This is a genomic window from Paraburkholderia sp. A1RI_3L (assembly GCF_048957895.1).
Lineage (GTDB): Bacteria > Pseudomonadota > Gammaproteobacteria > Burkholderiales > Burkholderiaceae > Paraburkholderia > Paraburkholderia kururiensis.
In genome coordinates, this window is the sequence record NZ_JARCHA010000004.1 from 529,226 (window position 1) to 554,781 (window position 25,556).

Annotated in this window: 21 protein-coding genes; 16 read left to right on the plus strand and 5 right to left on the minus strand. The window is 65.5% G+C overall.

Translation table 11 applies throughout. The features are described 5' to 3' along the window. Positions 1 to 10 precede the first annotated feature (10 nt). From tssH to PXJ20_RS15175, 15 genes are all read left to right on the plus strand, one after another. A complete protein-coding gene (gene tssH / locus PXJ20_RS15105; protein WP_421031255.1) occupies positions 11 to 2,776 on the plus strand; it encodes a type VI secretion system ATPase TssH in 2,766 nt (921 codons plus the stop codon). Positions 2,777 to 2,780: 4 nt separating this feature from the next. Then, positions 2,781 to 4,703 carry a type VI secretion system tip protein TssI/VgrG gene (gene tssI, locus PXJ20_RS15110; RefSeq protein ID WP_421031254.1) on the plus strand — a complete coding sequence of 641 codons (1,923 nt, stop codon included), beginning with the start codon at positions 2,781 to 2,783 and terminating at the stop codon, positions 4,701 to 4,703. A gap of 8 nt (positions 4,704 to 4,711) precedes the next feature. Continuing rightward, positions 4,712 to 5,491, plus strand: a complete 780-nt coding sequence (locus PXJ20_RS15115; protein WP_421031253.1) for a toxin-antitoxin system YwqK family antitoxin — start codon at positions 4,712 to 4,714, stop codon at positions 5,489 to 5,491. 2 nt (positions 5,492 to 5,493) lie between these two features. Continuing rightward, complete coding sequence (locus PXJ20_RS15120) at positions 5,494 to 5,880, plus strand: DUF4280 domain-containing protein (RefSeq protein WP_277599304.1); 387 nt, start codon at positions 5,494 to 5,496, stop codon at positions 5,878 to 5,880. Positions 5,881 to 5,893: 13 nt separating this feature from the next. Next, on the plus strand, positions 5,894 to 6,157 hold the full coding sequence (locus tag PXJ20_RS15125) for a hypothetical protein (protein ID WP_421031252.1): 264 nt from the start codon (positions 5,894 to 5,896) through the stop codon (positions 6,155 to 6,157). A 13-nt stretch (positions 6,158 to 6,170) separates the two neighbouring features. Then, positions 6,171 to 7,190, plus strand: coding sequence for a substrate-binding periplasmic protein (locus tag PXJ20_RS15130; protein ID WP_421031251.1), 1,020 nt, complete (start codon positions 6,171 to 6,173; stop codon positions 7,188 to 7,190). Between the two features lie 42 nt (positions 7,191 to 7,232). Beyond that, a complete protein-coding gene (locus PXJ20_RS15135; protein WP_017773559.1) occupies positions 7,233 to 8,507 on the plus strand; it encodes a dicarboxylate/amino acid:cation symporter in 1,275 nt (424 codons plus the stop codon). A 9-nt stretch (positions 8,508 to 8,516) separates the two neighbouring features. Next, positions 8,517 to 9,218, plus strand: a complete 702-nt coding sequence (locus PXJ20_RS15140; protein ID WP_017773560.1) for an aspartate/glutamate racemase family protein — start codon at positions 8,517 to 8,519, stop codon at positions 9,216 to 9,218. Then, positions 9,215 to 10,645, plus strand: coding sequence for a dicarboxylate/amino acid:cation symporter (locus PXJ20_RS15145; RefSeq protein WP_421031250.1), 1,431 nt, complete (start codon positions 9,215 to 9,217; stop codon positions 10,643 to 10,645). The genes PXJ20_RS15140 and PXJ20_RS15145 overlap by 4 nt, the downstream gene beginning before the upstream one ends. Then, positions 10,642 to 11,142 carry a hypothetical protein gene (locus PXJ20_RS15150; protein ID WP_421031249.1) on the plus strand — a complete coding sequence of 167 codons (501 nt, stop codon included), beginning with the start codon at positions 10,642 to 10,644 and terminating at the stop codon, positions 11,140 to 11,142. The genes PXJ20_RS15145 and PXJ20_RS15150 overlap by 4 nt, the downstream gene beginning before the upstream one ends. Then, positions 11,139 to 12,473, plus strand: a complete 1,335-nt coding sequence (gene tssK / locus PXJ20_RS15155; protein WP_421031248.1) for a type VI secretion system baseplate subunit TssK — start codon at positions 11,139 to 11,141, stop codon at positions 12,471 to 12,473. Before PXJ20_RS15150 ends, tssK begins: the two co-directional genes overlap by 4 nt. A gap of 82 nt (positions 12,474 to 12,555) precedes the next feature. Next, positions 12,556 to 13,308, plus strand: coding sequence for a DotU family type IV/VI secretion system protein (locus PXJ20_RS15160; RefSeq protein ID WP_421031247.1), 753 nt, complete (start codon positions 12,556 to 12,558; stop codon positions 13,306 to 13,308). A 73-nt stretch (positions 13,309 to 13,381) separates the two neighbouring features. After that, a complete protein-coding gene (locus tag PXJ20_RS15165; RefSeq protein WP_421031246.1) occupies positions 13,382 to 17,584 on the plus strand; it encodes a type VI secretion protein IcmF/TssM N-terminal domain-containing protein in 4,203 nt (1,400 codons plus the stop codon). Beyond that, complete coding sequence (tssA, locus tag PXJ20_RS15170; RefSeq protein ID WP_421031245.1) at positions 17,581 to 18,687, plus strand: type VI secretion system protein TssA; 1,107 nt, start codon at positions 17,581 to 17,583, stop codon at positions 18,685 to 18,687. Before PXJ20_RS15165 ends, tssA begins: the two co-directional genes overlap by 4 nt. Positions 18,688 to 18,744: 57 nt before the next feature. Next, entirely contained in the window at positions 18,745 to 19,350 is a 606-nt protein-coding gene (locus PXJ20_RS15175; RefSeq protein ID WP_017773567.1) for a hypothetical protein, read from the plus strand. Between the two features lie 62 nt (positions 19,351 to 19,412). Here PXJ20_RS15175 and PXJ20_RS15180 read toward each other — a convergent pair whose 3' ends face one another. The 3 genes from PXJ20_RS15180 to PXJ20_RS15190 all read right to left on the minus strand — a co-directional run bounded on the left by PXJ20_RS15180 (position 19,413) and on the right by PXJ20_RS15190 (position 22,497). Then, positions 19,413 to 20,351, minus strand: a complete 939-nt coding sequence (locus PXJ20_RS15180) for a dihydrodipicolinate synthase family protein (protein WP_421031244.1) — start codon at positions 20,349 to 20,351, stop codon at positions 19,413 to 19,415. Next, positions 20,348 to 21,433 (minus strand): lactonase family protein, encoded by a 1,086-nt coding sequence (locus PXJ20_RS15185; protein ID WP_421031243.1) that lies wholly within the window; start codon positions 21,431 to 21,433, stop codon positions 20,348 to 20,350. Before PXJ20_RS15185 ends, PXJ20_RS15180 begins: the two co-directional genes overlap by 4 nt. Before the next feature lie 110 nt (positions 21,434 to 21,543). After that, positions 21,544 to 22,497: a LysR family transcriptional regulator gene (locus tag PXJ20_RS15190; RefSeq protein WP_199542185.1), complete on the minus strand. Its 954-nt coding sequence runs from the start codon at positions 22,495 to 22,497 to the stop codon at positions 21,544 to 21,546. 130 nt (positions 22,498 to 22,627) lie between these two features. Between PXJ20_RS15190 and PXJ20_RS15195 the strand changes: the two genes are divergently transcribed. Then, entirely contained in the window at positions 22,628 to 23,752 is a 1,125-nt protein-coding gene (locus tag PXJ20_RS15195; protein ID WP_421031242.1) for a mandelate racemase/muconate lactonizing enzyme family protein, read from the plus strand. Between the two features lie 162 nt (positions 23,753 to 23,914). Here PXJ20_RS15195 and PXJ20_RS15200 read toward each other — a convergent pair whose 3' ends face one another. After that, a complete protein-coding gene (locus tag PXJ20_RS15200; RefSeq protein WP_421031241.1) occupies positions 23,915 to 24,724 on the minus strand; it encodes an NAD-dependent epimerase/dehydratase family protein in 810 nt (269 codons plus the stop codon). Between the two features lie 71 nt (positions 24,725 to 24,795). After that, positions 24,796 to 25,533 carry a GntR family transcriptional regulator gene (locus tag PXJ20_RS15205; RefSeq protein ID WP_017773573.1) on the minus strand — a complete coding sequence of 246 codons (738 nt, stop codon included), beginning with the start codon at positions 25,531 to 25,533 and terminating at the stop codon, positions 24,796 to 24,798. Positions 25,534 to 25,556 lie beyond the last annotated feature (23 nt).

Below are 25,556 nucleotides of genomic sequence, written 5' to 3' on the forward strand. Positions count from 1 at the left end.
GACGTTGCGCATGGACATCGATATCCGCACGCTGTTGAGCCGTCTCAACCCCGAATGCAAGCTCGCCATGGAGCAGGCCGCGCAGCTGTGCGTGCGGCAGACGCACTACAACGTTGATGTCGAGCATCTGCTGCTCACGCTGCTCGAATCCGACGCGCCCGACCTGGGTGCCATTCTTTCGCACTTCGGTATCAAGGCCGACACGCTCACGGCGCAGTTGCAAAAGGCCGTGGATTCGTTCAAGCGCGGCAATGGCCGTACGCCCGCGCTTTCGCCGAATTTTTCGCCGCTCTTCCAGGAGGCCTGGCTGCTCAGTTCGATGCTGCTCGGCGAGCAGCAGATCCGCTCGGGCACGCTCGCGCTCGCGCTGCTCGAAGTGGATAGCCTGCGCGGCCTGTTGCTCGAATCCGCGCCCGCGCTGCTCAATATTCCGCGTGCGGCGCTGCGCGAACGGCTCGCGGCGATTCTCGCGGGGTCGTCCGAAGATGCGGGCGGCTCGCAAATGCGCGGCCAGGCCGTTGGCTCTGATGCGGGTCGGTCCGGCGGGCCGGGCTCGGGAATGTCCACGGGCATGCCCGCCGCCGCGCCGTCCTCTGCGCCAGGTGCGGCGGCCATGCCCAGCATGACGGCGGGCGCTGTGGGCGCGAGCGGCCGCCAGTCCGCGCTGGAGCAGTACACCGTCGATATGACGGGCCTCGCGCGCGAAGGCCGGATCGACCCCATTCGCGGCCGCGATGCCGAAATCCGCCAGTTGATCGACGTGCTGCTGCGCCGCCGCCAGAACAATCCGATCCTCACGGGCGAAGCGGGCGTGGGCAAGACGGCGGTGGTGGAAGGCTTCGCGCAGCGCATCGTGCAGGGGGACGTGCCGCCTGCGCTCGTCAACGTCTCGGTGCGCTCGCTCGACCTCGCGCTGCTCCAGGCCGGCGCGGGCGTGAAGGGCGAGTTCGAGAACCGGCTGAAATCGGTGATCGCCGAGGTCAAGGCGTCGCCCGTTCCTGTGATCCTCTTCATCGACGAAGCGCATCAACTGATCGGCGCGGGCGGCAGCGAAGGCCAGGGCGACGCCGCGAACCTGCTCAAGCCCGCACTCGCGCGCGGCGAGCTGCGCACCATCGCCGCCACGACGTGGGCCGAATACAAGAGGTACGTGGAGCGCGACCCGGCGCTTGCCCGGCGCTTTCAGGTGGTGAAGGTCGAAGAGCCGGTGGAGGCCGTTGCCATCGACATGCTGCGCGGCATGGTGCAGAAGCTCGAAGAACATCACGGTGTCGAAATTCTGGACGAAGCCGTGCGCGACGCGGTGAAGCTCTCGCATCGCTACATCTCGGGGCGCCAGTTGCCGGACAAGGCGATCAGCGTGCTCGACACCGCATGCGCACGCGTGGCGATCGGCCAGAACGGCGTGCCCGAAGAGATCGAAGCGCTTGGCCGCTCCATCGAAAGTGCGGAGAACCAGTTGCGCATCTTGCGCCACGAGGCCGCTACAGGCACCGACCGCACCGACGCCATCGCCGCGCTCACGAAGCAGCTGGAAGACGAGCGCGCGCAGCACGCGCGGCTTTCGGACAAGCTCGGCACCGAAAAGCGCGCCGTGGACGAGATACTCGTGTGGCGCAAGAAGATCCGCGGCTATCTTGCCGATGCGGCCAGCGCCGCCGAAGGCGAAGACGCCGAATCGCTGGGCGCGAACCTCTCGCGTCTCGAGAAAGGTCTGGAAGCGGTGCAGAACGACGAGCCGATGGTGCCCGTTTGCGTGGATTCGGCCACCGTCGCGAAAGTGATCTCGGGCTGGACCGGTATCCCCGTGGGCCGCATGCTCGCCGACGAACTGCACACGGTGCTCTATCTGCAGGACAAACTGGCCGAACGCGTGGTAGGCCAGAACGAAGCGCTCGACGCGATTGCGCGCCGCGTGCGCACGTTCCGGGCCGACCTGGACGATCCGGGCAAGCCGGTCGGCGTGTTCCTGCTCGTGGGCCCGAGCGGCGTGGGCAAGACCGAGACGGCGTGCGCGCTCGCGGACATCCTCTACGGCGGCGAGCGCAACATGATCACGGTGAACATGTCCGAGTTCCAGGAGGCGCACAGCGTCTCGGGGCTCAAGGGCGCGCCGCCGGGCTACGTGGGCTACGGGCGTGGCGGCGTGCTGACCGAAGCCGTGCGGCGCCGCCCGTACAGCGTCGTGCTGCTCGACGAAATGGAGAAGGCGCACCCGGATGTGCTGGAGCTGTTCTTCCAGGTGTTCGACAAGGGCGTGATGGAAGACGGCGAAGGCGTGCCTATCGACTTCAAGAACACGCTGATCCTGCTTACGTCGAACGCCGCGCAAGACGTCATTACCGAAGCGAGCCGCGGCGGCCACCGGCCGCCGCCCGAAGAACTCATCGAGAAGCTGCGCCCCGCGTTGCTCAAGCAGTTCAGTCCGGCCTTCCTGGGCCGCCTCGTGCTGGTGCCTTACTACCATCTGGGCGACGCGCAGATCAACGCCATCGTGAACCTCAAGCTCGAACGGCTCGCGCAGCGCTTCCAGCGCAACCATCACGCGCGCCTCACGTGGGACAAGGACATGGCCATGCTGATCGCCGAACGCTGCAAGGAAGTGGACAGCGGCGCGCGCAACGTGGACCACATCCTCACGCAGTCCGTGCTGCCGGAGCTTGCGCGTCAGGTGCTGGAGCGCATTTCGATATCCGAACCGTTTGCCGGCGTGCATCTCGCGCCCGGCGCATCGGGCGCGGTCGAGTTCCGCTTCCACTCCGGCGAAGAGGCATAAGCGCATGTCGAAACCCAGCCAGGCCAACTGGTTCGCGTCGGTCTCTACGCCGTTCGGCGCGGACGTGCTGTTGCTCGATGGTTTCGCGGGCCGCGAGGCCATCTCGGAGCTGTTTCGCTTCGACCTGCGCATGCATTCCACGAACAAGGTGCTTGACCCCGAACAGATCGTGGGCAAGAGCGTGACCGTGACGCTCGAGGACCAGACCGGCGTTGTGCGGCATTTCAACGGCATGGTCACGCGTTTCGCGCACGCGGGCGCGGACGTGCAGTACGGCTTTTACTCCGCGGAACTGGCGCCGCGCCTGTGGTTGCTCACGCTCGGGCAAGACCGCGTGATCTGGCAGAACCAGACGGCGCTCGACATCATCAAGAGCGTATTGGGCACGTTCGGCGTGGCGTTCCAGGACCGCACGAAGCGCAGCAGCGCCTATGGCACGCGCGAATACTGCGTGCAGTACGACGAGAGCGCGTTTCGCTTCATCTCGCGGCTGATGGAAGAGGAAGGCATTTTCTATTTCTTCACGTTCGCAGACGGCGCGCACACGATGGTGCTCGCCGACGACGCTTCGGCCCACGATGAAACCCCGGCCGGCGAACTGTATTTCGCGCCCGACGCCAGCGTTTCCAGCGACGCGAAGCGTCTCGACTTCTTCGCGATGTCGCGTGGCGTGGTGGCGGGCGAGCACATCGTGAGCGACTACGACTACACGACGCCGGAAACAATGCTCTCTTCGGCGAAGGCGTCTTCGAACCTGCCGACCGGCACGCGTTTCACGTTCCCGGGCCGCGTTGCGACCGCGGGGCAGGCCACGCATCTCTCAACCACACAGCTCGAATCGCACAACGTCACCCGGCAGACCGGGCAGGGCGCCGGCAGGTACTACGGGCTTGCCGCGGGCACCACGTTCACGCTCAAGGCGCATCCCCGCAGCGCACTCAACGTGCGCTACGTGACACGGGCCGTGCGGCATACGGCGTCCAACAGCACCTATAGCAACGAGTTCGACGTGTTTCCGGCCACGGTGCCGTTTCGCGCGCCGCTCGTGACGCCTCGTCCGCTCGTGGCGGGCACGCATACCGCGAAGGTGGTCGGCTCCACCGACGAGGAAATCTGGACCGACGCGCAAGGGCGCATCAAGCTGAAGTTCCATTGGGACCGCGCGGAGGGCGCCGACCAGAACAGCTCCTGCTGGGTGCGCGTGGCGCAGTCGGTGGCGGGGCCGGGCTGGGGACATCTGTTCCTGCCGCGCGTGGGGCAGGAAGTGGTGGTGAGCTATGTGGACGGCGACCCCGACCGGCCGCTCGTAACCGGCTGCGTCTACAACGGCGACAACGCGCCGCCGGTTTCGCTGCCGTCGATGCAGACGCAGAGCGTGATGCGCTCGCGTTCGTCGAAGAACGGCAAGGCGGGCAACGAGATCCGCATGGAAGACAAGCTCGATTCCGAGCAGCTGTACTTCCACGCGCAGAAAGACATGACCGTCGAGATCGAAAACGCGCTTTCCACCACGGTGAAGGAAGGCGCGGAGACGCACGTCGTGAAGAAGGGCGACCGCAGCATCGAAGTGAGCGAGGGCAAGGAAACGCACACCGTGAAGGGCACGCGCACGCTCGATGTGACCGGGGACGAAACGCACACCAGCCACGCGAAGTTCACGCACAACGTGACGGGCGACAACACGCATACGGTGGACGGCAATTACACGCTGAAGGTGGGCGGCAATCTCTCGATCGAGGTGACGGGCTCGGTGAGCATCAAGGCCGGCACGTCGTTTTCGAGCGAAGCCGGCACGACCCACACGAGCAAGGCGAAGATCACGCTCAGCACCGAGGCCGCGAGCGTATCGCACAAGGCATCCGCGCAACAGACCGTGGACGGCGGCACCATGCTCGTGCTGAAGGGCGGCCTCATTGCGCTCAACTAGGGATAGCCATGTCTGCGCCGACCTCTGCTCCGCCTTCTGCTGCCAACGTGTTCTTCGTGGGCGATGGCACGCATGCTACCCCTGCCACCCACGCCGCCGATGCAACCGAGGCCGTCGAACCGACGGTGATCGAGGCGCGCGATGCCGCAGGTCGCCTCGTGACCCGCGCCGAGCTCGTGAACGGCGTGCCGCACGGCGAGACGGTGCACTACGCGCCGGATGGCACGGCGCTGCTGCGCGCGAACTACGCGCTCGGTTTGCTCGACGGCGCGCTGCGCACGTTCGATGCCCACGGGCAGCCCGTGCAGGAAGCGCAGTACCGCGCGGGCCTGCTCGACGGCGCGATGTCGGTGTATCAGGACGGGCGCCTCGCCGCACGGCATCAATACGTGGCCGGCGTGTTGCACGGCGAGCGCGTGACCTATGCGCCCTCGGGGCTCGTCACGTCGCGCATGACCTATGAGGCCGGGAAGCTCGAAGGCGAAGCGGTTTTTTTGCACGAGGGCGTGGTGGTGCGCCGCGCGCGCTACGTGAAGGGCCGTCTGGAAGGCGAGACGCGCGAGTACGCTGCCAGCGGCACGCTCGCGCAGAGCCTGCCGTACCACGGCGACCTGCTGCACGGTACGGCGCGCCGCTATGCGCCCGACGGCACGGTGACGCACGAGCGCGTCTATCGCCTCGGCAAGCCGCAAGGCGACTGGCGCGCGCTCGACACTGCCGCGACGAACGCCGACGGGGCGCGCGGGCCGCGCATGGTCAAGCAACTGGAAAAGTGGGTGAGAGGGTAGACATGGCATTTCAGGTGACTTCGGGCGCAACGCTCCAGTGCAGCTTCGGCGCCACGCCTTCGGCGTTGCAGGTGTTGCCGGTGAAATGCGTGACGGCGGGCACGCCGGCCGCAAACATCATGGACCACGCGCCGTTCGTCAACGTGCTGCCGTTCGGCATGTGCAACTCGATGGCCAACCCGACAGTGGCCGCCGCCACGGCAGCGGCGTCGGGCGTGCTCACGCCGATGCCGTGCATGCCGGCCACAGCGGCGCCGTGGGCACCGGGCTCATCGCAGGTCATGATCGGCAAGATGCCTGCGCTACAGGACTCGTCGCGGCTGATGTGCACATGGGGCGGTGTCATCCAGATAGTGGTCGCCGCGCAGTTCACCACGCTGACCAACTGAGACCGAGGCTGCGATGCAATACGTTTTTTCGATGACTTCGCGCATGGTGACCATCGCCGTGAGTTGTGCGTTGTTGCTGTGCCTGCTGCTGTTCCTGCTTGGCGTGGAGATCGGCGCACGCATGAATCGCGCGCCCGCCCAGAGCGCCGACGCGCTGCGCGCCACCCCATCCGCCACGGCTCCTGCGCCGGGTATGCAGTCCGATCTCGCCGCTCCCTCGCCGCTGGATACGGGCAGCACCGTCGCAGCGCCCGCATCCGCTTCTTCGACTCTTTGAGACCGGTAACGCCATGTCGTCTTCCTTGTTCAACTTTCCATCCAACGACGTGCGCGGCTCGCGAGCCGCGCGGCTAGCACGTGCTGCGCGACGCGCATGGCGTGCGTGGCTCGGTGTGGGCGTGGCCGGTGCGATGCTGGGCGCCGCAACCGGCGCATTCGCGGCGATGCCCGCCGGTGCGGGCGCGACCTCGCTCACGAAACCGGTTGCGGCAGCGGGCGGCGCATCGGGCGCAGCCGTTGTGTCTGCGGCGCCTGTCACCACCTCGACCGGCGTGGTTCAGATGCCCGACGGACGCCTGCTCGCCCCTGAGTTCGCACGCATCGTCGGTCGCGGCGAACTGGTGGTCGCGGTGCTGGGCGTGGACCAGCCGCCGTTCTTCGAGGAACGCAACGGCAAGCTCGAAGGCATCGACATCGATCTTGCCCGCGACATGGCGAACCGGCTGCACGTGAAGGTGCGCTTCAACCGCGACGCGCGCACCTTCGACGACGTAGTGAGCCTGCTCGCACGCGGCCAGGCCGACATTGCCGTGAGCAAGCTGTCGCGCACGCTCGCGCGCGCCACGGTCATCGCGTTCAGTACGCCGTACCTGCGCCTGAACCGCGCGCTGCTGCTCAACCGCGTGAAGTTCGCGCAGATCGCACACGACCGCTCGGTGCCCGAAGTGGTGCGCTCGTTCGACAGCTCCATCGGCGTGGTCGCGAATTCGTCGTATGCCGCCTACGTGGTGAGCAACTTCCCGCATGCGCAGGTGCACGCCTATCCGACCTGGGACGACGTGCTCAAGGCGCTCAACGCGGGTGAAATCACTGCCGCCTATCGCGACGAGTTCGAAGTGAAGCACGTGCTCAAGGTGGACCCCACCGCTTCGCTGCGTCTGCGCGTCGTCACGCTCCAGGACCTGGAAGACACGCTCGCGGTCGGCGTGAACGTGAGCGACCCGGCGCTGCTCGCGTTCGTGAACCAGTTCCTCGCCGAACGCAGCGTGAAGCTCGACGTGAGCGCGGTTTTGCAGGCAGCGGACCACTAATCGAAACGCGCGAACAGAAAGAAAACAGCACGAGAGACCACCATGAATTCCAGCAGGCTTTACGCATTCGTTCTCAACCCCTGGGTAGTGATAGGCAGCCTCGCGCTTGGCGGCGCGTTCGGCCTGTTCCTGCCCGACCTGGCGCAAAAGCTCGGCTTCATCGGCGACGTCTACGTCGACCTGCTGAAGATGACGACCTTGCCGTTCATGATTTCCGCGGTCATCTTCAGCCTGCAGCGGCTCTTTCGCGACGGCGGCACCTCGCGGCTGCTCATGCGCGTGATCTCGGTGTTTCTGGGCGCATCCGTGACGGTCGCCGTGGTTGGTGCGATCGTGCTGCTCGTCATGCATCCGGGCGCCAACATCTCCACGGCGACGATGCAGACCTTCGGCCTGATGGTGGGCAGCGACAGTTCGTCGAGCGATACGGTCATGAACCTCTACGGCGCCGATCTGCCGGCGAAGTCGCCCAGCTTCTCCGACGTGCTCGCGAGCCTCGTGCCCACCAACATCTTCGCCGCGCTCGCGAACGGCGACGCCTTGAAGGCGCTGGTGTTCGCGCTGCTGTTCGGCCTTGCGGTGGGCCGCGTGCCCGAGCGCATCTCGGTAGGCCTGAGCCAGTCGCTGGAAACCGTCTACCACGCGTGCCAGAAGCTCATGCACTGGCTCAGCTACCCGCTGCCGCTCATCCTTTTTTGCATGAGCGCGGCGCAACTCGGCAAGTCGGGCGTAGGCCCGCTGCACGCCATGCTGCAATTCGTGCTGGCGTTCTTCGTCGCTTCGTCGCTGCTGCTGGTGCTGGCCGCCATCATCATCTGGAAACGTTCGAGCCATAGCCTCGGCAAGACGCTCGACGCGCTGCGCGCGCCGTTCGCACTTGCGCTCGCCACGCGCAACAGCGCCGCGTGCATGCCGAGCATGGTCGAAAGCCTCGTGGACGGCCTCGGCTTCGCGCGCTCGCGCGTCGAACTGCTGGTGCCGCTCACCATTTCGCTGCTGCGCGTGGGCCCGATGGTCTACTACGTCTGCGCCACGCTCTTCATCGCGCAGCTTTACGGGCATGCGCTCGGCGTCGTGGAAGTGGTGACGGTGCTGCTCGCTTCCGTGCTCGCGGGCTTTGCTTCGGCCGGCATGACGGGGCTCGTGACCGTTTCGCTCGTGGGCATGACCTGCGCGTATCTGCGCCTGCCGTTCGAGGCCGCGTTCATTCTGTTCCTCGCCGTGGATCCGATCTGCGACATGCTGCGCACGCTCGTGCTCGTGATCGGCAATGCCGCGGCGGTTTCCGTGCTCTGTCCGCGTCCGCTCAAGATCTAGGAGCCACCCATGTCAATGATCGGCATTCTGGGCGGCATGGGGCCGCTCGCTACGGTGGACTTCATGGACAAGATCGTGCGCCTCACCGGGGCGAGCCGCGATCAGGAGCATCTGCCGCTGCTGGTAGCGAACCTGCCGCATATCGAAGACCGTTCGAGCGCGATCATCGACGGCGGCGCGGACCCGCTGCCGGCGTTGCTCGACGGCATCGATCTGTTGAACCGGAACCGGGTGGGGCTCATCGCGATTCCGTGCAATTCGGCGCATCACTGGTACGCACCGATACGCGCGCACAGCAAGGCACCGGTGCTGCATATCGCGCAGACGTGCGTGGCCGCAGTGCCGCACACGGCGCGCCGCGTAGCGCTGCTCGCTACCGGCGGCGCGCTCGTTTCCGGCTTCTACCAGCAGGCACTCGCCGAGCGCGACATTGAAGCTGTGACGCCCAACGAAGCGATGCAGCCGCGCGTGGCCGCATGTATTCGCGAGGTGAAGGCGGGCTATCTGGACCTGGCCGCGGCGCATCTGGAAGAGGTGCTGGCGATGTTCGCGCACGACGGCGTGAGCACGGCGCTCATGGCCTGCACCGAAATTCCGCTCGCGGCGCAGCGCATTGCGTCGCCGCCGCTCACGCTCATCGACAGTTCGCTCGAACTTGCGCGCGCCGTGGTGACGTACGCGTGCGAGCGCGGCTGGAACCGTCCGCGATGAAAGCGCTGCACACGCTTTCGCGAAGCACGCTCGGGCTCATTGCCTGCCTCGCGGTGGGCGGCCTGTGCGGCATATTCGCCGAGCCGGCCGGTGCGTTCGCGTACTTCGTGGGCGAGCTGTATCTGTGCGTTGTGAATATGGCGGCGATTCCGCTGCTCGTTGTCGCAACGTTCTTCGGACTGCGCCAGGTGATCGCGCTGCCGCGTCCGCGCACGCGCGTGGGCACCATCATGCTGCTCGCGCTCGCCTTCGTCGTGCTGAGCGCGACAGGCGGCACGCTGGCAGGCGTGCTTGCCATGCCGGGTCAGCACCTTTCCGCCGAGGCGCACGCGCACCTTGGCGAACTCGTGCTCAAGAACGCGGGCGCGGAGGACGTACGCGTTGCGCTGTTCGGCCAGGGCGCGGGCAGCGCGGGCAGCGGCACGGGCACAAGCCTGATCGACGTGAGCGACCTCTTCCCCGACAACTTCTATCGCGTGCTCGCGCAGGGGCATCCGCTCGGCATTTTGACGGGCACGATCCTGTTCGGCCTCGCGTTCGCGGCGCTCTCGCGCGACCAGACGCGCATGCTCAGCAACGTGTTCGAGGGCGTGTATCGCGCGCTCGAAACCATCATCGCGCAGGCGAACCTGCTGATTCCGGTGCTGGTGTTCGGCGTGGCCGCGCATCTCACGTCGCAGACCCAGGGCGCGACGCTCACCGCCATGAGCAGCTTCCTCGTGTGCTTTGCGCTCGCGGCTCTCGTGTTCGCGGGCCTCGCGCTCGCAACCATCGCGGCGCGCGCCGGGCAATCGCTGCCACAGGTGTTGAGCGGCCTGAAGGCGCCGCTGCTGGTGGGACTGACGTCGGGCAGCGCCACCGCCCCCATTCCGCACACCATCGAGGCCATGAGCGAACGCCTCGGCTTCAGCCGCGGCGTGGTGGAGCTCGTCGTGCCGTTCGGTTCGGTATTCGTGCGCGCGGGCTCGGCGCTGTATTACGCACTGGCCGCTGTGTTCGTGGCCAATCTCTACGAACGCCCGCTCGGTGCGGGGGAAATCGCGCTCGTGTGCGCGGCGGCCGTTCTGGCCGCCTTCGTATCGGCGGGGCAGAGCGGCGTGGCCGCGGTGGGCTACACGGGTGTCGTGCTCTCCATGCTGCATCTGCCTGCCGAGGCGGCGGGCGTGCTGTTCGTATCCGTCGATCTGATCTGCGAAGGGCCGCGCAATGCGCTGAGTCTGCTTGCGGTATGCACGGTGATCGCACTGGTATCCGCCGGCTTGCCCTCGGAGCGCAAGACGGCCGCCGGGTTGCAAGGCGGCGCAGCGGGGTTGAGCCCTGTGCTGCGCTTCACGTTCACGCGTGCGCAACTCGTGCTGGCGGCGGGCTGCGTCACGATGGCGGCCTTGCTGATCGTGCTGATGGGAATTGGAGTGGGAGCGAGATGAAGAAGCGGGGATTGCGTTTGTGCGAGCGGCTTGCGCGCCGTGCGGCCATGCTGCTGATGGCGTCGGGCACCGTGTTCGCGCTGGGCGGCTGCAGCATGCTCGGGCTCGGTGGCGAGAAAGCGAAGTGGACCGACGTGACCTTCGCCGCGAGTGACGACGTCAACAACAACAGTCCGGTGGCCGTGGACGTCGTGCTGGTGAGCGACGCGACGCTGCTGGCGCGCGTGGCCGAGATGCCCGCGTCGAAATGGTTCGCAGCCCGAGACGATCTGGCGAGCACGTTTCCGAAAGGCTTGCGCTACCGCGGCTGGGAGCTCGTGCCGGGCCAGCACGTGCGCGTGAGCGGCGAGCAGTTCAGGGGTGCCTCGGTGGCCGGCGCATTCGTGTTCGCCAGCTACCAGGACCCGGGGGCGCATCGCGTGCGCGTCGAGCACTTCAGCGGCCACATGGTGGTGAAGCTGGACAGCAACAACCTTACCGTCCTGGATTCGAAATGACGCGTGACCACAACATGACGGTGCCGGAGCGGATCGAATGGTTCGAGGGCATGTTGCTCGCGCCGCAGCATTTCCAGCAGATGGCTTCGCGCGCCGATGCGCTCGTGGCCTGGCAAACGCTCGCCGCCGCGCCGTTCAGCTGGGGCGTGCGGCGCCTGGTGTTCGATAACGGTCTGCTGCCTGCGGGTCTGCTGCGCGTGCTGGAACTCGATGCCATCCTGCCCGACGGCACGGCCGTCACCTGGCACGCTCAGGCAGATGGCGGGCAGCGGCTCGAACTGTCGCTGGAGCCGTTTGCCGAGCAGCTTTCGAATGGCGCGCTCGACTTCTATCTCGTGCTGCCTGGCGCCTCGACGATGCGGCGCGCGGCGCAGGTCAAGCGCTTTCGCTCGACGCCCGGCGAGCCGGTGGAAGACCTGGTCTCCGATGCGCCGCCTGCCGACATTCCGCGTCTCGTTCCGAACCTGGCACTTGCGGCGGGCGAGGTGCCTTCGGCGATGCACGTCTGGCTTCGGCTCGGCTCGCTCTATAAGGACAACGAGGTGGTGCGCCTCACCGAGCACCAGCCGCCGCTGCTCGAAATCGCTCGCGACAATCCGCTATGGACGAGCGTCGCCTCGCTGCTGGGTCAGTTGCGCGGCAAGGCGGCATTCGTGGCGCGACAGACCGCGAACCCTTCGTCGAGAGTGGACGACCGCCTCACCCAACTGGAGTTGAAGGACCGCCTGCGCAGCCTCTTGAGCGCGTTGCCGCTTGCCGAGGCCGTGTTGCGCACGCCGCATCTGCATCCGCTCGCGCTGTATCACGCGCTCGCGGCGCTCAGCGGGGCGCTCGCCATGCTCAAGCCCGGCGGGCTGCCGCCCATGCCGCCCGATTACGACCACGGCGATCCGCTTTCGGTGTTCACGCCGCTGCTGCGCTCGCTGCGCGAGTCGGCTTCCGAGGTGAACGAGGAGTATCGCGAGCACAAGTTCGAGTTCCGCCACGGCGCGTTCGAAATCACGCTGCCTCCCGACTGGATCGGCGAGCGGCTCGTGGTGGGCCTGCGCGGCCAGTCGGACCGCGACCTGCTCGCGTGGATGGACGGCGCGGTGATCGGCTCGCAGTCCATCTACGCGTCGCTGCGCAGCCGCCGCGTGCTGGGTGCCGCGCGCCGCGGCATCGACTACGCCGAAGACCTGGGCCTGCGCTCAGGGTCGGGCTACCTGCTGTTCGAGGTGGCGGCGGAGCCCGCACTCGTGCTCGCCAACGAGATGCTGGTGATTGGTAACCCTAACGAAGGCGCGAGTGCACAGCGGCCGCAGGAAATGCTGCTGTTCGTGAAGGGCTGATGAAGAGGACCGTGAAAGCAATGAAGACGTTAACAACGAAGACGCTAACAACGAAGACGTCAATCGAGAAGGCACGCTGAGCATGGCACGCAACCGACCGGACCCCGAAGAAGACGATCTCGTGACGGAGCAGTTCCGCACCTTTCTCGACGAACTCGTGAAGGCTCAGGCGCGCTTCTCCGAACTGCCCGACGCCGACCCGGACCTCGCCGCGCAAGGGTTGAGCCGTCACCTGCTGAACCTGCTGGAGATCCAGACGCTGCAATCGCGGCGCGAGAGCACACGCTTCGAAATGGAGACGGTGGCCGACGCGCGCTATTTGAAGGCCGTGCTGGCCGACGAGATTCTGCTCAACACCGAATGGGCCGGACGCGAACGCTGGACCGCGTATCTGCTCGAATCGACGCTGTTTCGCACCAACGTGGCGGGCGACCTCGTGTTTCGCCGCGTCGAGCAACTGCTCTCCGAGCGAGAACCCTCGCGGCGCAACATCGCGCGCCTCTATCTGTTTGCGCTCGCCATGGGTTTTCAGGGCCGTTTTCGCGGCACCGATGCCGCTACACGCCTGCGCAGCTATCGCGAAGAACTCTACGAGTTCGTCTATCAACGCCGCGCCGATCTGGGCGGCCGCGACCGCGTGCTGGTCCCGGCGGCCTACGCGAACACGCTTTCGCATGTCGCGCCCCGCAAGCTGCCCACCGTGAGCCGCTGGGCCGTCGTGTTCATGCTGGCGGCAGTGTCGCTGCTGGCCATTTCCGAAGTGCTCTGGCTGTGGCAATCGTGGCCCGTGCGCGAAGCGCTGCATGCCGACGCCGTGACGGGGGTGAGCCGATGAATTCGAGCCGTGTGATCCAGATGCAAGCACGTGCGACAGCGTCTTCGAGCCCGTTTTTCATGGGGGCGTTTGCATGCTGACGAGCAACCTGTTCCTGCTTTCCATCGCGGTGCTCACGCTTGTCGTGTGCGCCGTGCTCGGCGCGGTGATCTACTTCGCGCTGCACGGCTCGCAGGCGAAACCGGCCGCGGAGCGCAAAGTCGTGCGCCTGCGTTCGGACTCGCTGCGCAGCGCGTTTCGTCAGGCCGTCGAACTGATTGAAGGCAACATTGCCTCGCGCGCGGAGCGCTACAACATTCCGTGGATCATGATCCTCAACGAGGGCGACGATCCACGCCCGCTGCCCATCGCCCAGTCGGGCGTCGCAAGCGTGCTGGCGGCCGATGCCGCAAGCCCCGCCGCAACGCAGGGTATTTCGTGGCACTTCTTCGATCGCGGCATCGTCGTCGACATCAAGGCGGCCTGGCTGGGCTCGCCCGACGACGACGGCGACGGCAAGTCATGGGACGAGTTCCTGAGCCTGTGCCGCAACTACCGCCAGCAGCGTCCGTTCGATTCGGTGGTCATTACCGTGCCCGCCGCCACGCTGCTTGCCGACGACACCGACGCGCGGCTCGAACTTGTACGCCACGCGAAGCTTGCACACCGCCGCCTGTGGCTCGCGCAAAACCGCTTCGCCATGCGCTTCGCCGTGTACGTGGTGGTGACGGGTTGCGAGGCGCTGCCCGGTTTCGCGACGTTCGCGTGTGCGCTGCCGGAGCCGCTGCGCGCGAGCATGCTGGGCTGGTCTTCGCCTTACGATCTGTCCACCACGTATCAGCCGGGGTGGGTGGACACGGCGATGAACTCGATCATGCGTTCGGTCTCGGACGCGAGCGCCGAACTGTTCGCACTCGATGCGGCGCATCTCGACGCGCGCCAGTTTCTGCAGCTGCCCTCGCGCATCGACGCCATGCGCGCACAGCTTCAGCTTTACGTGGACGAACTGCTGCGCGCGAGCGCATACCACGAGCCGTTCTTCTTTCGGGGCATCTACCTGACCGGCGATGCGAGCGAATTCGCGCAGTGGAGCGTAACGCAGGCTGCGGACCCGACAGTGCCGCACGACGGCGTGCCCGCGCTCGAAGCGCCGTCTTCCGATGCACACGACGCGCTTGCGCCTTACGATGCGAGCGATCTTCACGAGACGGCGCAGAACGGCGCCGATGCCGAAATGAGCGATGGCCGTCGCGAGCCCGGCGGCCAGATCAACGACCTCATGCTTCAGCCCGCGTTTCTGCGCGATCTGTTCGAGAAGAAGATCTTCCTCGAATACGGGCTCACGCGGCCTTCGCGTTCGCAGCACCTCACGCGCCCGGTGCTCAATCGCGCGCTGCGCTGGGGCGGCATTGCGCTGCTGGGCGGCTGGGGGCTCGGCCTTGTTGTCGCCACGGTGCAACTGAGCCATCGCAATGGCGAACTGATCGCCGCGCTCGGCACGCTGCGCCGCGACTCGGCCGAACGCGCGAGCGCCGCGCAGCAAGGGCAGGACTTGCCCGCGGACTGGTATCGCCGCAAGGCGCTCGCGCTGATCGCGATGAACCAGAACCTGAAGACGACGAGCGGCTGGGCGGTTTTCATGCCGGGCTCGTGGAGTCTCGTCGACGATCTGAATGCGCGCGTGAAGGAGCGCTTCGAACGCGAGTTCGGCAGCATTGCCGTGGCGGCGCTGGAGCGCGAGATGTATGCGCACGTGAGCGAACTGACCGGCGTGGCGCGTGACCCGAGCACGGGCCAGCTGATTATCGGCGACGACTGTGCGGCGCCCGTCATGGGGCATCTCGGCGCAGCCGCGCCGTTGAGCCTTGCAGTCGACGATCTGCCGCAGATGCGCGCGCTCGCGGTTTATGTGAACAACGTCGATCATCTCGACGCGGCGCTTCAGGCATTGCAGCGTCTCCAGCATCCCGCGCCCGACAACGCCGACTCGCTGCGCCTCGTGGTGCGTTATGCGCTGGGCGCGGACCTTCAGGGCGGCGTGGCGGACAGCGTGCCTTACTTCTATCGCGATCAGGACGGCCGCAACGCATTCGGCAATGGTTCGTCTGGCGTCAATCTGCCGGCTATCCTGCAGGCGCTGCGCTGCACGCTCGACAAGGGCGCGCAGCAACTCGACCTCGCCATGTTCGTGAACAACCCGCTGCTCGTCGCGGAGCACGCCGTTACGGATCATCTGAACAGCCTCACCGTGGCGGACGCGGGCGCGGGCGACTTCACGAAAATCACGGACGGTTATCGTGCCGTGGTGGCCGGCATCGACACGCAACGCGACCTGCTCGCCGCCGGCAAGGGCGGATGGCTTCATCAAACGCAGTTCGTGCCGGGACCGACGTACGACCGCACACTCGCGCGTGTCGCGCAAAACCGGCTGCTTGGTGCCGATCTCTCCGCGCAGATCCGCCAGCGCGACGACACCGCGTTCCAGGCCTTCCGCAACGAGCTTGCGCTGCACTTCGGTGGAGCGGACAGCGGCGTCGTCTGGGTCGACAAGGACGCCCGCTATAGCGTGTCTGCTGGCCGCACCGCGTTGCGCGACGGCTTGTCGGGGCTGCTGAACCAGCCGTTCATGGTTGCGCCGCGTAATCGCGAACTGCCCACGCTCACCGATGGCTCGACGATCGTTTGGGATCGCGCGCAACTCGACCAGGCGCTCGCGCTTGGCGACGTACACAAGCGCTTCCTCGCCGAAGGCCTCGCGAACCTGCCCGCGGCGGCACGCCCCGGTATCGAAGCCACGCTCGATCTGCAGTTTGCACGACTGATCGTCGATCAAACCGCTGCGGCAGCGAACGTGACGACCGCGCCGGCCGAGGCCGATAGTGCGGCATTCGAGGCGGCACTCGCACGGCTTTCGCGCATCGAGGCGCTGTTGACCGAACTGGGCGCGAGCGCGCAGCTGGAAGACCTGGCGAGCGTCGTGTCGAGCGATGCGATGGCACGTCTGCAACGCGTGGACGAGGCGCTTACGCAGTCCGAACTGTATGCGACGCGTCAGGATAGCGGCGATGCCGGGCATGGCGGGCGTTCGCCCGTGCTCGCGGCATTCGGCGTTCCCGATGCCGCGGCGCTGCCGCCGTATCTCGACCAGCAGTCGTCGCGTGTGCTTGCACTCGGCAAACAGGCTTCCGTGTATCTCGCCGCGCTCGATGCGAGCGATGCCGGCTCGCCGCTCGCGCTGCGCTGGCAGGCGATCAATCGCGACCTGGAGCGCTATCGCCTGAAGAACCCGAACAGTAGTCTGCTGCGCCTGGAGCAGTTCGCGCTTTCGCTGGCAGCCGACCCGGGGCCCGCGGGCTGCATGTCGAAGTTCACGGGCCGTCCTTCCACCACAGGCGGCGACGACTACTTTGCGACACTGCATGCGCGCTTGTACGACAGGCTGCTTGCGCGATGCAGCCAGGGCTACGTGTCCGACATGCGCCAGCAGTGGGCGAGCTTTTCCACGGAGTTCAACGAAAGCGTGGCGGGGCGCGTGCCGTTCGACAACAGCGATATGCCGCGTGTGGTGGCGCGCAACAATGGCGCGCCGGTTGCAGCGGACTTCGGCGAGGTGGGGCAGGTGCTCAAGCGCTACAGCGCGGTTTCGGAGACCTTCCACGCGTCGCACGCTAGTGCGGGAACCTCGCCGGCGATGACCAACGTCAAGCTGCGCCAGTTCATCGAGAACTTCGACCAGGTGAAGACGCTGCTCGCACCGCTCTATCCGTCAGACGACGGCGCGGCTGCCGGCTACGACGTGAACGTGGAGTTCCGCGTTAACCGGAACGCCGAAGTGGCGGCGAACCAGATCATCGACTGGACGCTCAGCGTCGGCTCGCAAAGTCTTTCGATGAACGAACCGCCGCATGCGCTGCATTGGGACTTCGGCACGCCGGTCACGCTCGTGCTGCGCTTTGCGAAGGACTCGCCATTGACGGGCGCGGCCGATTCACAGCAGCGCGCCTACTCCACCGACGGGCGCACGCTGACATGGCAGTTCACCGACCCGTGGGCGCTGCTCACGTTCATCAACCGTCAGCGGGCGGCGGACGGCAACGGCCGCAGCGAGCGTGCCTCACAGCTGTTGAGGTTCGAGTTCCCGCTGGGCACGGTGAATCCCGCCGACCTCCCGGCACTGCCGAAGCAGGCGCATGGACGCGTCTACGTGCGCCTCTCGCTCATGCCCGCGGGCAAGAAGACGCCGCTGCCGTGGCCCGGCAGCTTCCCGGTGCGCGCACCCGAATGGAGCGCGCTATGACACAGGCGAACGCTATGGACTTCGATATCGAGACGCTGCTCGCACCCGTCGCCGAGGGTAATGGGGCAGGCGTTTCGCTGCGTTACGAACCGGTGTACCAGCAGATCCGCGACGCGAGGACGCAAGACGATGCGAGCCTGCCCATGGGCGATTGGGAACGTCCGCTCGTCAAGGCCGACTGGAAGCGCGTTGCGGCGCTGAGCAGCGACGCGCTCGCGAATCGCAGCAAGGACTTCCAGCTTGCGGCATGGCTCTCTGAAGCATGGACGCACGTGTACCACATCGAAGGCCTGGTGGCCGGCACGCGGTTGCTGACAGGGCTCGCGCAACGCTACTGGCAAGACGCGTGGCCCGCGCTGGAGGAAGGCGATGCGGACGCGCGCGTTGCGCCCTTCGTCTGGTTGAACGACACGCTTGCGCTCACGCTGACGTTGCATGTGCCGCTTCTTGCAATTGAAGGACGCGAACCGGCGCACGTGAATCTCGACGAGTGGCAGCGCGTGATCGTGGAAGACGATGCGCGGGCGGCAGATCTCTCGCGCGATTTGCTCGAAAGGAATGCGAAGCAGAGCGGCAACCTGATTGCGCTCACGTCGTTGCGTCAGCAGCTGGAAGCGGCACGCGGCGCGTGGCGTACGTTCAGAAGCCTGCTCGACGAACTGCTGCAAAACGATTCACCCCATCTGGGTAGCGTGGACGACGTGCTTGCGCGCTTGTTGCGAGCCGTGACCAGCCTGCCCGGCGACCACGCTTCTCGCGCCGTGCCGCCAGGAAATGCCGATGCGCCGGGCGCGACGACACACTCCGCTATGAGGGAGACCGCAATGACCAGTGCCTTGCAGGAATCGCAGGCAGGACAGACGTTTTCAATGCCCGACGCCGATCAGCCATTGCCCGCGAAAGTGGATAGCCGGGCACAGGCTTACCAACTGATCGAACTCGCGGCCAATTATCTGCTCGTGCACGAGCCGCACAGCCCGACGCCTTACCTGTTGCAACGCGCCGTGTCGTGGGGACGCTTGCCATTGCCTGAATTGATGCGCGAGGTGGTGCGCACGGAGGGCGATATGTCGCGGTACCTCGCGATGCTTGGCCTCGAATGACGCAGTTGCCGCTGCGACCACCTGGACTTTTCCGAAAATTCACGAAAGGGAGTTGAAATGATGCTCGATACGTTTGAGGTTCGCTTGCAGGACGGGCTTGAAGCAGACGAAATAGCGAACTTCTTTAATCCCAGAAACGTGTATGCCTTGCGGGAAATGCTGGCGTATTACGCGACGATCTCCCAGTCTCCGGAAAATATTCTGGCGATGATCGCAATTCTCGATTACGCGAAGCTTCCGAGTATGGAGAAATTCAACTTCATCTTCAGGAATTTCATTGCTCAGGGATGCCGATACGAACTCAATATCGGTTCGGACCTTCGCCGCAGGTTGAACGATGCACGGCAGAATCTGGTGGCGCCGGACCCCGCCTCTTATCGCAGTTCCAGAGGGCGCATCGTGATCGCGCCGCATCGCGTGAATATTCCGTTGCCGGCCGGGTTCTTCGACATCAACGGGCTGTACGTTCATTTGCTTACCGATATTGGGGAGGCGTACGGAAGATTCCTGGCGGCATTCACTCGGGAAGACAAAGGGTTCACGTATGTCAGGCATGTCGACGTGACCGGAAACCGCCTGGCGAGCGAGGTGAAGGAGTTTATGCTTCAGATGCTTCACGCGGGTTTCAGTATTTCGCCGAAACTCATGAGGCTGGACTCGTAAGCAATAGGACCTTGAAGGACCGCGGCACGCCCAGGGTCTTGAGCTCCCATGCGACGATCCCGCTACCTCAAGGCTTCGAGCCGTGTCGCCTGCCGCTTCACGAGCAGCTCGATGTCGGCGACATCGGCGGCGGTGAGTTGGGCGCGAGGCTTGCGTAGCGCTGCCGATGCAATGACGCCGCGCTTTGCCATGAGATATTTGCGCACCGCGAGTCCGATATTCGGCTGCTGCTCATAGCGGGCGAGCGGCAGGTAGGCGTCGAAAACGTCGTGCGCGCGTTCGACGTTGCCCGCCGCGTGCGCCTTGCAGACCTCGACCATCATCTCGGGATAGGCGAAGCCTGTCATCGCGCCGTCGGCGCCGCGCGTGAGTTCCTCGGGCAGGAACAGGCCGCCGCCGTTGCCGGTCAGGATGGACACGCGCCGCACCGTACCTTGCTCGCTGGCCGCGCGAATGGCGGAGAGTTTCGAGAGGCCCGGAATGTCCTCGTGCTTGAGCATCACGCATGTCGGCGCGTTGCCCAGTATGCGCAGAATCACCGAAGGGGCCATTTGCACGCCGGTGGAAACCGGGTGGTCCTGCAGCACCCAGGGGCAGCGTTCGCCCAGCGTCGCGGCCACCATGTCGAAGTAGGCGACGATCTGCTCGTCCGTGCGCAAGGTGGGGGCCGGCGCAACCATCACGCCGGAGGCGCCCATGTCCATCACACTTGTCGCGAGTTCGCGCATTGGCGCGAAACCAGGAGCCGATGCGCCGACGACGACCGGCACGCGGCCTGCCACGCGTGCCAGCACGCGCGCGACGAACGTGCGCGATTCGTCGGCGGTCAGTTTCGTGGCTTCGCCAAGAATGCCGAGTATGGTGAGGCCGTTTGCGCCGCACTCCAGATAGAAGTCCACCATCCGGTCAGTGCTGGCCAGGTCGAGTTGGCCATCTTCGGTGAACGGCGTGACGGCAATCGGAAAAACGCCTTTCGCCGATACATCCAATACGTTGCTCATGAGTCGACCGCCACGATTTCTACCCAGTTTGCCCCGCTCCCGCCTTCGCTTCGCGAACACAACGTGAGAGCGCCCGTTTGTGCGTCGATGCTGAACAACGACACGTGCGTGGAGTGTTCGCCGCACGCGAGCAGCGTCCGACCGGACGGGTCGATGCGAAAGCCGCGCGGCTGCGGTTCGGTCTCGACGTGTCCGGCGTGTTCGAGTGTGCCGTCGGCGCGCACACGCAGCGTGAAGAGGCGGTTCGTCGTGCGCTCGGAGAAATAGACGAAGCGCCCATCGGGATGCACATGGATATCGGCGGCCCAGACGAGCGAAGCGAGCATGGCCGGATCGGGTTGCGGCTCCGTGGCGGGCGGGCGTGCAAAGCCGTCCTGCAAATCGGCGAGCACGTCGGGGCGCGCGCAGACGCTGTGCGGCGCGAGCCTGCCGGTGCGCGTATCGCGACGAAACACGGCTACGGTCGCGCGAAATTCGCTGAGCACATAGAGCCATGCGCCGTCCGGCGCAAGGCACAGATGCCGCGGGCCGAAACCACGGCCAACCGACAGTGTTTCGAGCGCCGAGAGCGGTTGCGGGGCGTTTTCGTCGAGGGTCCAGGACAGCACGGCGTCGCTGCCGAGCGAGGTCGCGTAGACGAAACGATTGTCGTCCGATACCAGCACACCGTGCGCGTTACGGATGCCGCTTTCCACCTGGCGTGGCGTAGGGTCGCCGAGGTCGAGTTGCTTGACGCTAAAGGCGAGCAGTTCGTGGCCACCGTACGAGACGCCGAATAGAAGCTGCCCCGTGCGGTCGGCGGCCAGTGAGACGAGACTCGCGCCGATAGGGAGGCGGTATTCGGTTGTCAGTCGGGCAGCGCGAGCGTCCACCGAGTACTTCACGAGCGAAGGCGTGCCGCCGCGTGTGGCCGCGAAGAGTTGGCGGCGGTCGGCGCTCAGTGCGAGCGGCATCACGCCGGGGCCCGCTGCGATGCGTTCGCTTGTGCGCAGCGAGGGCGCGGTGGCTGAGGCGTCGAAACAGTAGGTCCAGAGGCTGGCGTCGTTGGCATTAGAGAGGATGGCGAAGCAGTTTTCGGGCATATCGTCGTTCCTTTCACGGGGCTTTCCTGGTGCTTCGGCCAGGAGCAAGCTTGGCGGCAAGCCCAGTATTACGCGGCGGCCGGGACCAGGAAAAGCGATGTCCGCTTGCTTCAGGCATCAGAGTTTTTTGTGTCCGGCATGCGCAACGGCGTGGTGGGGTTTTGCCCGGCACCTTGCTGTTGCGCACCATTTTCGCCCAGCAGTTCGATAGCGATCTCGCGAAACGCGTGGACAAGCCGCACGCGTGCCGACGAGCGGTTCCAGAGCAGCCCGACCACTCGCCTGGTAAAGGGCTGAGGAAGCGCCCATTTTGCGAGCGCGAGGCCGGCGAAGCGCGTCATGCGCCAGTCCGGCACGAGCGTTACGCCGAGGCCGCGGTCGGTCAGAACGGCCAGCGCGTCGAGTCCGTCCAGTTCGCAGCGCTGGCGCGGATTGATGTTGTGCTGCCGCAGATAGGCGTCCGCAAGCTGGCCGCCTACAACGTTGCGGTCGTAGCGCAGAAAGGGTTCTGTGCGCAATGTTTCGTGAACGTCCATCACGTTCATCGAGGCGGGTGTGAGGAGCACGAGCGGTTCCTCGCGAAACGTGTGCCAGTCGCAGCTTTTCGGCAGGGCGAAGAGCGGCTGGACCAGTACGGCTGCATCGAGATGGCCGTTCACGACTTTGCGATAAAGCTCTGTCGAAGGGCCGGGCTCCAGATAGATGTCCATCTGGAGGTGACGTGTGAGCAGGGTGGCCAGCACGTCGGGAATGAGGCCCGTCATCATGGTCGGCGTACCGCCCAGGCGCAACTGGCCCGCAAGCGTGGCGGCGTCGTTCAGATCGGACTTGAGGTCGCGAATTTCGTGCAGCACCGTGCGTGCCCGCTCGAGAATGCGTTCGCCCGCTTCGGTCGTGCCGACCGTACGGCCCGAGCGGCGCACGAGTTTCGTCCCCAGTTCGGCCTCCAGCATCTTGACGCGTTGGGCGACGGCCGCGGGCGTGAGGTCGAGACGCCGTGCGGCTTCTGCAATCGAGCCGAGTTCGACGACGTAGACGAAGCTCTGAAGATAGCGCGAGTCCATCGATAAAAGTTTTAATGCCTGAAGAAGGCGAAGCATGCTGCCATCGCGGCGCAGCAGCCCTCACACTTCATGGTGGGCGCCGCGACGTCGGCGCATTTCTTCACCCGGGGACACCAGGAGACAGGTCGATATGCCACGAATCGAGTCCATTTCCGTTTGTACTGCCGTAGTCCCGCTGGACCGCGTGACGTCGTTTTCAACGCGCGTCGTGTCGCGCCGCGAGTACGGTCTCGTCAAGATACGATCGAGCGACGGCGTGGAAGGCATCGGTTTCTGCTATGTGGGCAGCGCGGGTGGCGAACTGATGCGCGTAGCGGTGGAGCAATTGCTGGCGCCGGTTCTGAAGGGACGCGATTCGTATGGCGTGGAAGGGCTGTGGCAAGCCATGTATCAGGAGAGCCTGCTGCAGGGGCGGGCCGGCACCGTGATGCGCGCTATCAGCGTGCTGGATACGGCGCTGTGGGACCTCAATGCGCGCACACATGGCGTGCCGCTTCACAAGTATCTGGGGGCGGTTGAACTGGAAACGGTGCCGGCCTACGCGAGCGGCGGCTATTACCTCGACGGCAAGACGCCCGAGAAGCTCGGCGAAGAAATGGCGAGCTATGTCGAAGCGGGGTTCAGGGCCGTGAAGATGAAAGCCGGTCGTCTTTCGCCGGTTGAAGAAGAGGCGCGCGTGCGCGCCGCGCGCGAGGCGATTGGCCCGGACGTCGAACTGATGATCGACATCAACAACGGCTGGCGCGACGTGACTGAAGCGCTCCAGTTCGTTCGCCGCTTCGAGGCGTACGACCCTTACTTCATCGAAGAGCCGTTTTCGCCCGACGACGTGGACAACCACGCGCGCCTCGCAAGCGCGACGCGCGTGCCCATTGCGACGGGCGAGATCGGGTACGGCCGCTGGTATCACAAGGAGCTGCTCGACAAGCAGGCGGCGTCGATCCTGCAGACCGATGCGCTGGTTTGCGGCGGTATTTCGGAGTGGCGCCGTATTGCCGCCACGGCGGCGAGCTACGGTGTCGTCGTGTGCCCGCACTGGTTCCATGACGTTCACGCGCCGCTGGTAGCGGCCACGCCGAACGCGCGCTACGTCGAGTTTTTCCGCGACGACCAGGTGCTCAACTTCCGGCGTCTCATTGACCGTCAATTGACGCACAAGAATGGTCGTATCGTCCTGCACCAGGAGCCGGGGCTCGGATTCCATTTCGACGAGACCCAGGTGGCGAAGTACGGGCGCTGGACCGAGTCGAGGTGAGGACGTCGCGCATCGCGGGCCGGCAGCGAAAAACGTCATTGTTACGTGCTCCTTGCTGGATGGCGCACGGGGCATATGCGCCCATCGTTCCGGTTCGTTCCACCCGTGGGCATCTCAGCGCAGGGCGCGTACTGCGCCACCGCGCTGAGATGCCCACGATGGTCAGTCGATAGCCTCGAGTTTTCCGGCGAATTCGGCGAGACAGCCGAAACCGCCGTGAAACAAGGCCTCGCGTTCGTCTTCGTGCGTGCCCGAGGCGAGGATCGCAGTGGCATAGCGTTCGGCATCGTCCTGCGGCTCGTAGCCGAGAAAGCGCACGTTCGCGTTGTCCCAGCGGTTGCGAGCATTGTTGGACACGCCGTAAGCGACGATGAAGTGATACGCCGGATAGTCGACCGCGCGACGCACGAGTTGGACCATGTCGCGATGACTGATCCAGGTGTAGAGATGGCGGGGCGCCGTGGGTCGGTCGTCCGGACGGAACGACCCGATGCGCAGACAGGCCACCGAGAGCCCGTACTTGTCCGCGTACAGCCGCCCAACCGCTTCGCCGAATACTTTCGACACGCCATATCGGCTATCGGGACGCGGCATGACTTCGTCGTCGATCATCCGGTCGCGGCGGTGAAAGCCCACAGCGTGATTGGAACTTGCAAAGATCACGCGCTTGACGCCCGCCATACGCGCTGCTTCGAACACGTTGTAGCAACCTTCGATGTTCATGCGGCGAATGTTGTCCCACGTGTCTTCGTCGGGAATGCCGGCAAGGTGGACCACACAGTCGATTCCTTCCATTGCCTGCCTGAGTTGCGCAGGGTCTGTGATATCGGCCGTCACGATTTCTTCGCCCGGCTCCGCGGGGGCTTGCGGCGCGATGTCGGCCAGCCTGATCAGCGGGTATGAACCCTTCAGTCCGCGTCGCAAAGCCCGGCCGATGTGGCCGGCCGCACCGGTTATCAAGATTCGGTTCATTTCAGTTCTCCTGAGTAAAGCGCCATTGCCGGGAGCAAGAAAGCCGCCCGGCGTTGGAGCCTGCTACGGGTCTACTGGTCGATGTTCGCGCCCGCCGTGGTGCCTGCGCGGCGGTGATACGCATCGAGATAAGCATCGCGGGCCGGAACCAGGTGGTCGCGGCAGAGTTCGACCAGTCTGCCCTGATCATTGCCGGCCAGCGCCTTCAGCATTTCGTGGTGTTCGCTGCGGGCTTTTTCGAGGTAGTGCGGAAAGAGCAGCGACGCCGAGCGAATGGCATGCGTACGGCGCTCGTATTCGCGAATGGCTTCGGTCAGTGCCTGGTTGTCGGACAGTGCGAACAGCGCGCGGTGAAAAGCCATGTTCGAGCGGAACACGCCGCGCAGGTCGCCGGTCTGCGCGGCGGCGTCGTGCGTCTGCTGGATTTCGACCAGTTCCGCGAGTTGTTCCGGCGGCACCGGCAGCTTGATACGTGAAGCCGCGCTGGTTTCCAGAATTTCCCGCACCGAGTACAACTCCATCACCTCGCGCGGCGTGTACGACTTCACGAGCGCACCTACGTTCTTGCGCCGCTCGACGAGGCCGCGCTGCTCGAGTTCCGCGAGCACGAGCCGCGTGACGTGACGCTTGATCACGAAGCGTTCGCACAGATCGTCTTCCACAAGGCGTTCGCGCGGATGCAGCGCGCCCAGCACGATTTCCTCTTCGAGCGTATCGGCAACGCGTGCCACGGTGAGGTCGATGTCGCGGTCGCGCGCTGCGGGGCGCTGCAACGCGGGGCTGGGCAGGTCGGGAGAGGCGTTTTTCATATCGACGGGGAAAGGAACGTAAC